Source organism: Vibrio sp. CB1-5, from assembly GCF_059412285.1.
Map to the genome: position 1 here is coordinate 63,961 of NZ_JBJHPB010000027.1, position 6,171 is coordinate 70,131.

Here is a 6,171-nt window from a genome sequence, read left to right on the forward strand (position 1 = left end):
CAAACGTCCAGAGTATTTTTGTATCGTTTTTGTATTGCTGTAGTTTATAGGGAGAGATAAATGCAGGGTTCTGTCATCAGAAGAATGTATGCCGGCTTTACGCTGATCGTCGTACTATTCGTCATCACTATCGCCATCATGCTTAACGGCATGAATCAGATTCACCAGAACTTTGGTTCGGTTTCGAACACATCGTTACCCCTGGTGTCCATGTCTAACCAAACCAGCGTGCAGCTGCTATCTGCTGATAAGTCATTCAAAGACTTTCTCACCACGCAAAACGAAGAGCGCATGACCATCCGCCGTGAAGAATTTACGGTATCGATGCAAAAATTTGGCGAGGCGCTCAATCAGCTTTCTGAAGTAAGCCAGGGTATACCGGAGCTTGAAACGGCTATTGCCGAATTGCGTGACGTACAAACGCGTTATGACCAAGAAGCGCAAACAGCAATGGACAACTACCAGTCTATGTTTGCCGCGCAAGAGCAAGTTCAGCAATCGACTCGTCGCTTCCAAAAGCTGCACGCTGACTTATCCGTTGGAATGAAAGAGTATGTAGATGATTCTTCGAGTATCTCAGTCAAGGTCATGGCGAAGAGCTACTTCATTAAACTTAAAGATGCTGAAATCATCACATCCGATGCCCTTGCTAGCAGTGATACTGAATTTGTACAGCAAGCGGTAAACAAAAACCGTAAGGCTGTGAGCCACCTAAACTACGCGTTTAACGGCCTTGTGACTCAGATGCCAGAGCTAAAAGACGCTTTTGCTGAGTCGGTTGCTCAGTTTACTCAAGACGTCGGCCGCAAAGACGGCGTACTCGATCAACACAACAACTACCTCATTGCTAAAGACGCGCTGTACCAGAACATCGAGAGTCTAGCCATCGTGGTGGACGGTGCAATGGTGACCCTAAACGGCTTCAATGACATTGCGACAAGCAACCTTAATCAATCATTGGCTCACGCCGGTGATATCTACGATGAAGGCGTCATCAAAGCTGTCGGTATCGGTTTTGTTGTTACTTTGATTGCGGTGGGTATTGGCTATCACATTGCACAAAGTGTCCGCCAGCCACTTAACAGTACACTTAAGACGTTGGAGAGCCTAACCGAAGGCGACATGACTCAGCGCATCGAAGTAAAATACAACAACGAGTTCCGCCGCCTAGGGAATCACATCAACACCCTAGCAGACAGCTTGCATAATGTTCTGGTCAAGCTTAATGATGCTTCGGACAATCTAACGGATACTGCGAGTAGTAACCAATCGACATCAGCCAGTGCCCAGCAGCAGTTGAGCGCACAGCGTGAGCAAACCGCTAACGTTGCTACGGCAATGACAGAAATGTCCCATTCGGTGCAAGAAGTAGCAAACAGCGCACAAAGCTCACTAGAAAAGGTGCATGCCGTAGAGTCTGCATCTGAATCTGGTCGTCATATCATGAGCACCAACATCAGCACGATTAACCAGCTTGAGACACGTCTGAATGAATCAGTTGAGGCTGTAGGTGAGCTGCAACGTATGAGTAGCCAAATTGGTAGTATTCTTGATGTGATCCGCAATATCGCAGAGCAAACCAACCTGCTTGCCCTCAATGCAGCCATTGAAGCCGCACGTGCAGGGGAGCAAGGTCGAGGCTTTGCGGTCGTTGCTGACGAAGTTCGAGTATTGGCACAAAAGACCACAGAATCGACAACAGAGATTGAAACCATGATCAGTAACTTACAGTCTAGTTCTAAGAGTGCTGGCTCAGTGATTGAAAGCTGTATGAAAGATATGGAGCTGTCGGTTGAGCAAGCTTCCAGTGCCAATGGCGCAATGGAAGAAATTCAGGCGCTCATTATTGAAATCAGCCAAATGAGCACTCACATCTCTCAAGCGGCTGCCGAGCAAAGCGAGACAACCGCAGACATCGCGAAAAACATTGAAGAAATCAATCACATCGCAGATGACAGCTATCAAGCCATGTCGCAAATTGCCGCGACCAGCCAAAGCTTGACTAGCCTTGCAAACCAACAAGGCGAACTGGTTCACCGATTTAAGCTTTAATTTCCTCAGTAAAGCGTAAATAATTCATCAAGAGCGAGATTCCTAGAGTCTCGCTCTTGTTTTTTAAACCTAACGCCATTATATCTTGATTATGGCTTGCTTTACTTTTTAAAGACCTAGCGCAAGGTTGCGTTGTGTCGTCTTCCATTTTCTTCGGCAAGCCAAATGTTGAAGGAAGCACTATGGCCGTTCATGTAGGCATCATTGACCAAGACCCCATTCGTTTGGTCACTCCATTACTCGATGACCGCACCGTCAGTCGTCATATCATTTTTATCGGTGACGAATCCCAGTTTGATATGTATGAGCGCCTGAGCGCCGTACTTGGTGAGCGAGAAATTACCTCGGAGTTTTTTGAAATTCCCAATATCGTTAACACTTCAGCCATCAAGCAATCCATCCTAACGCTCGCCAATACACTTAAAGAGAAAAATCTTGAGGTCAAACTCAATGCAAGTTGTGGTTTAAGACACAGACTGCTCTCGGTATATGAAGTGTTCCGTACCTTCCACTGGCCTATTTTTGTAGTGGAGCCAAACAGTGACAAAATGTGCTGGTTGTACCCTGAAGGCGCACAAGATGCGCAGGTGCAAGATCACATCACTATTGGCGACTACCTGACCATCTTTGGTGCGAGAGGCGAGTTCACTGACTACGACCTACCTCCACAGTTAGATAAGAAGCTGTACGAGCTTGGCGAAAAATGGGCAAGTAATGCCTTGGAACTTGGTCCGGGCCTCGCGACGCTGAACTACCTTGCTACTACTTGTCGTAAAGAGCAGAAGCTCGATGTCGCCTTATCAGAAAAACAACAAGGTTATCGTGAGTTAAACATGCTCATCAGCGATCTAGTCGAGTCTCAAATCGCGAGCTACGACGACGGTATACTCACCTTCATCAGTGAAGACGCTCGACGTTTCTCAAACGGTGAATGGCTTGAGAACTTAGTCCATAGCACCGTAAAACAAATCCGTGATGACTTACCAACCATTCAAGATCACTCGCTCAACGTACAGGTTTACCGTCAGCTCGGAGAGCGTGAAGTGCGTAACGAATTGGATGTCGCTTCCGTGGTAAACAACAAGCTGCACATTATCGAATGTAAAACCAAAGGTATGCGTGATGACGGTGACGATACGCTCTACAAATTAGAATCACTGCGCGACCTCCTCGGAGGCCTGCAAGCACGAGCTATGCTAGTCAGCTTTAGACCCCTGCGTCACAACGACATTACTCGGGCTGAGGATCTTGGACTGGCACTTATCGGCCCTGATGAACTCAAAGATCTCAAACACCACCTTACTATCTGGTTCCAAGGTGCTGGCGGTATTGATGAGCGTGCGCGTCTGAGCTAATTTCCAACTAGCTCATACAAAAAAGGCTTGGCACTATGCCAAGCCTTTTTGCTATCTAAAAATCTGGACTACGCAGATTTGATTTGTTCACGCTTTACTGCAGCTTTATGCTTCATGCCAACGATGACAACACACACGTATGCAGCAATCGTTAAGCCTAGGATAGCAAATGGTAGCGCGGCCCAGCCGTAACCATCAACCGCAATACCGCTGATCACACTGCCAAAACCAAAACCGAGCGAGATAAAGAACATCATCAGACCTTGAGTCAAACCGCCACCAACAAACGTTAGACGTGCCGCGATTGCCGGTGAAATCATGTCTGTTACCGTAATGCCTTGCAAGTAAACAAGGAATAACGCTAGAGGAATGATGTAGTGCAGAGACATACCTGCTTCTGCAATCACATACGCAATACCAATCACCACAATTGATGCTACTGCAGATAGCTTAAATAGGCTTAGGTTACCGAAACGCGCAACGAATTTTTCCGCCGCAACCAGAATCACTAGACCAAGAATTGACGCGACTGAAAGGTTTGCTGCAGATAGCGACTGAGACACGCCGTAGCCATTCTCAAGTAGGTTCGGATATTGAGCTTGGAATGCACCTTGACCTGCACACAGTAGGCCAACCGCTAATAGGAATAGACCGAAGTTCGAGAAGATAACCTTAACAAAGCCAACTTTTGGTGCATCATCTTCAGCAGCGGCAGCAGCCATCGCTTCTGCGTTATCAAGAATACGCTGCGCAGGCTTCTTGTTCGTTGCCATAGTGATAACCGCTAGCACTGCAACGATCGCCATCATTGCCATAAAGCGCATTTCGTAAGACCAGCCAAGATCTGTCACGTACGCAAGTGCAATGCCAGATAACAATGAACCGATAATCAGAACCTGAGCCATGCGACCTAGCTTAGACGCTTCTGTCTTTGCATCGTAACCAGCGAAGGTGATAAATACAGGGTTAAGCATTAGAAGGATTGCAGAACCTGTACCGAAGAAAACTGATCCTACCGCCATCATCGCAAAATTGCTACCAGCCACAAGGAAACAAGCACCCGCTAGCAAGTAAGACACCATGCCAAAAAGTTGAGCTATACGGTGTGCCTTATATTTATCTGCAAGCATGCCGATAACTGGAGCAAAGAGACCAGCAAGCCCAAATAGGCCCATTGCTAAGCCAGCATCAGTTGCGCTACCAGTACGAGCGAGGATAAATGATGGTACCATCATAGGAATAAATACGATTTGTACGATGCCGTAAGCAAAGTGCGCTGAGAACCAGCCTTCTAAGCCAAGCTTTTTCAACATGTTGCAGACCTCTTTAGGAAGATATCCATAGGGTTGTAAGGATTAAGAAACAGTACGGCAAAAAGAATCCTTTTTTTACCCACTTTCATCATAGCCTCCCCAATCGACGATAATAAGTAACATACTAGTACACGTTTTGCGTTCTTATCTGTTACTCTAGCGCGCCAATTGTGGTGGGCATTTAAAGGCCGCAATCATAGCAAGGTCTCCATTAGGCAGTAATAGTGCCACCCTCCCCACTGTCAACATAACGCTTCACTGAGCGTCACAAATGCTATACTCTACGCATCATAACAATAAACTCATTAGCGATTCATTTACACGCTAATTCTTTTAGTGGGAGCTTCCCCTATGAACCTTACCAAACTGCGAGTGTTTGCACTGACTGCCGAACACGGCTCGCTAACTAAAGTTGCCAATATTATGGGCAAGACCCGCACGTCTTTGAGTATGGCTCTTTCGAGCTTAGAAGATGAGCTTGGCGTAGAGCTGTTTGAACGAACTCGTAATCGCCTAGTGCTGAATGATGCAGGTGCAGCCTTATTGCCAGATTGTCGGAATATTCTCAATATGGCCGAGAGCTTGTACTCAAAAGCAGAACAGTTCCGCCAAGGCGACAGTGACAAAATTCGTATTGCCTACGATGACACACTGCCATCTACTTTTTGGCGTCGTCAGTTGGTGGCACTTTCTGATGAGTTTCCTCACATATCGCTCACTGCAATAAAATCATCCAGTGCAGATATCCCAACACTCGTTAAAGAAAACCACGTTGATCTTGGCTATGGGCTCGTATTTAGTTCAGGCGATGATCCAGCGATCAAAGTTCGCGCTCTGCACCGCATTCGTATGATGGCCGTCTGCTCACCACAACACGAACTGGCTAAACTAGCAAACGTGACCAGCACCGACATCACTGCTCACCGCCAGATCGTTCTATCGCATCTTTTCGACGAAATTCACCAAGATTTCCGCCCGATTTCTAGTAGTACGATGAGTTTTTCCAACTATCAAGAAGTTCTAGAGGCTGTCGTCGATAACCTCGGTTGGGGCATTATTCCTGAGACACTAGTAAAACAAGAGCTACGTAAAGAGCACCTTGTGGTATTGAAACACCCGAATGGGATGTACTACGAGAGCTTTGGTGAGATGTCGAGACCGAATGACCATACTGTTGAGACACGTCAAGCGTTGATTGATGGGATTGAGGAAGGGATTTACGATTTGTTTGAATAGGGATCCTTGGTTCTTGGTTCTTGGTTCTTGGTTCTTGGTCAAGATGATTAAATCGCTGAATTGAGAGATGCAAAAAGCCGAAGCAAATGCTTCGGCTTTTCTGTTTAGTCGATTAACAATAATCGATTAAACGATGCGCAGACCGCCTTGAGCGATTGCGAAACGACGTGCACGAGTGAACGAGTACGCGTTTGTGATACCTTCACCAGTTGGAC

General features: G+C 46.6%; 4 protein-coding genes. 3 read left to right on the forward strand and 1 reads right to left on the reverse strand.

Annotated elements, in window-relative coordinates:
* The first annotated feature begins 60 nt into the window (after window positions 1-60).
* The gene (locus tag ACJB0T_RS17525) at window positions 61-2,052 is read left to right on the forward strand and encodes a methyl-accepting chemotaxis protein (RefSeq protein ID WP_479290781.1); all 1,992 of its coding nucleotides are present in this window, start codon (window positions 61-63) and stop codon (window positions 2,050-2,052) included.
* A 182-nt stretch (window positions 2,053-2,234) separates the two neighbouring features.
* Entirely contained in the window at window positions 2,235-3,407 is a 1,173-nt protein-coding gene (locus tag ACJB0T_RS17530; RefSeq protein ID WP_479292290.1) for a DUF1887 family protein, read from the forward strand.
* Between the two features lie 68 nt (window positions 3,408-3,475).
* Here the strand turns inward: ACJB0T_RS17530 and ACJB0T_RS17535 are convergent, their stop codons facing one another.
* On the reverse strand, window positions 3,476-4,720 hold the full coding sequence (locus ACJB0T_RS17535) for an MFS transporter (protein ID WP_479290782.1): 1,245 nt from the start codon (window positions 4,718-4,720) through the stop codon (window positions 3,476-3,478).
* 351 nt (window positions 4,721-5,071) lie between these two features.
* Here ACJB0T_RS17535 and ACJB0T_RS17540 point away from each other — a divergent pair, with 351 nt between their 5' ends.
* Entirely contained in the window at window positions 5,072-5,956 is an 885-nt protein-coding gene (locus ACJB0T_RS17540) for a LysR family transcriptional regulator (RefSeq protein WP_479290783.1), read from the forward strand.
* Window positions 5,957-6,171: the final 215 nt, after the last annotated feature.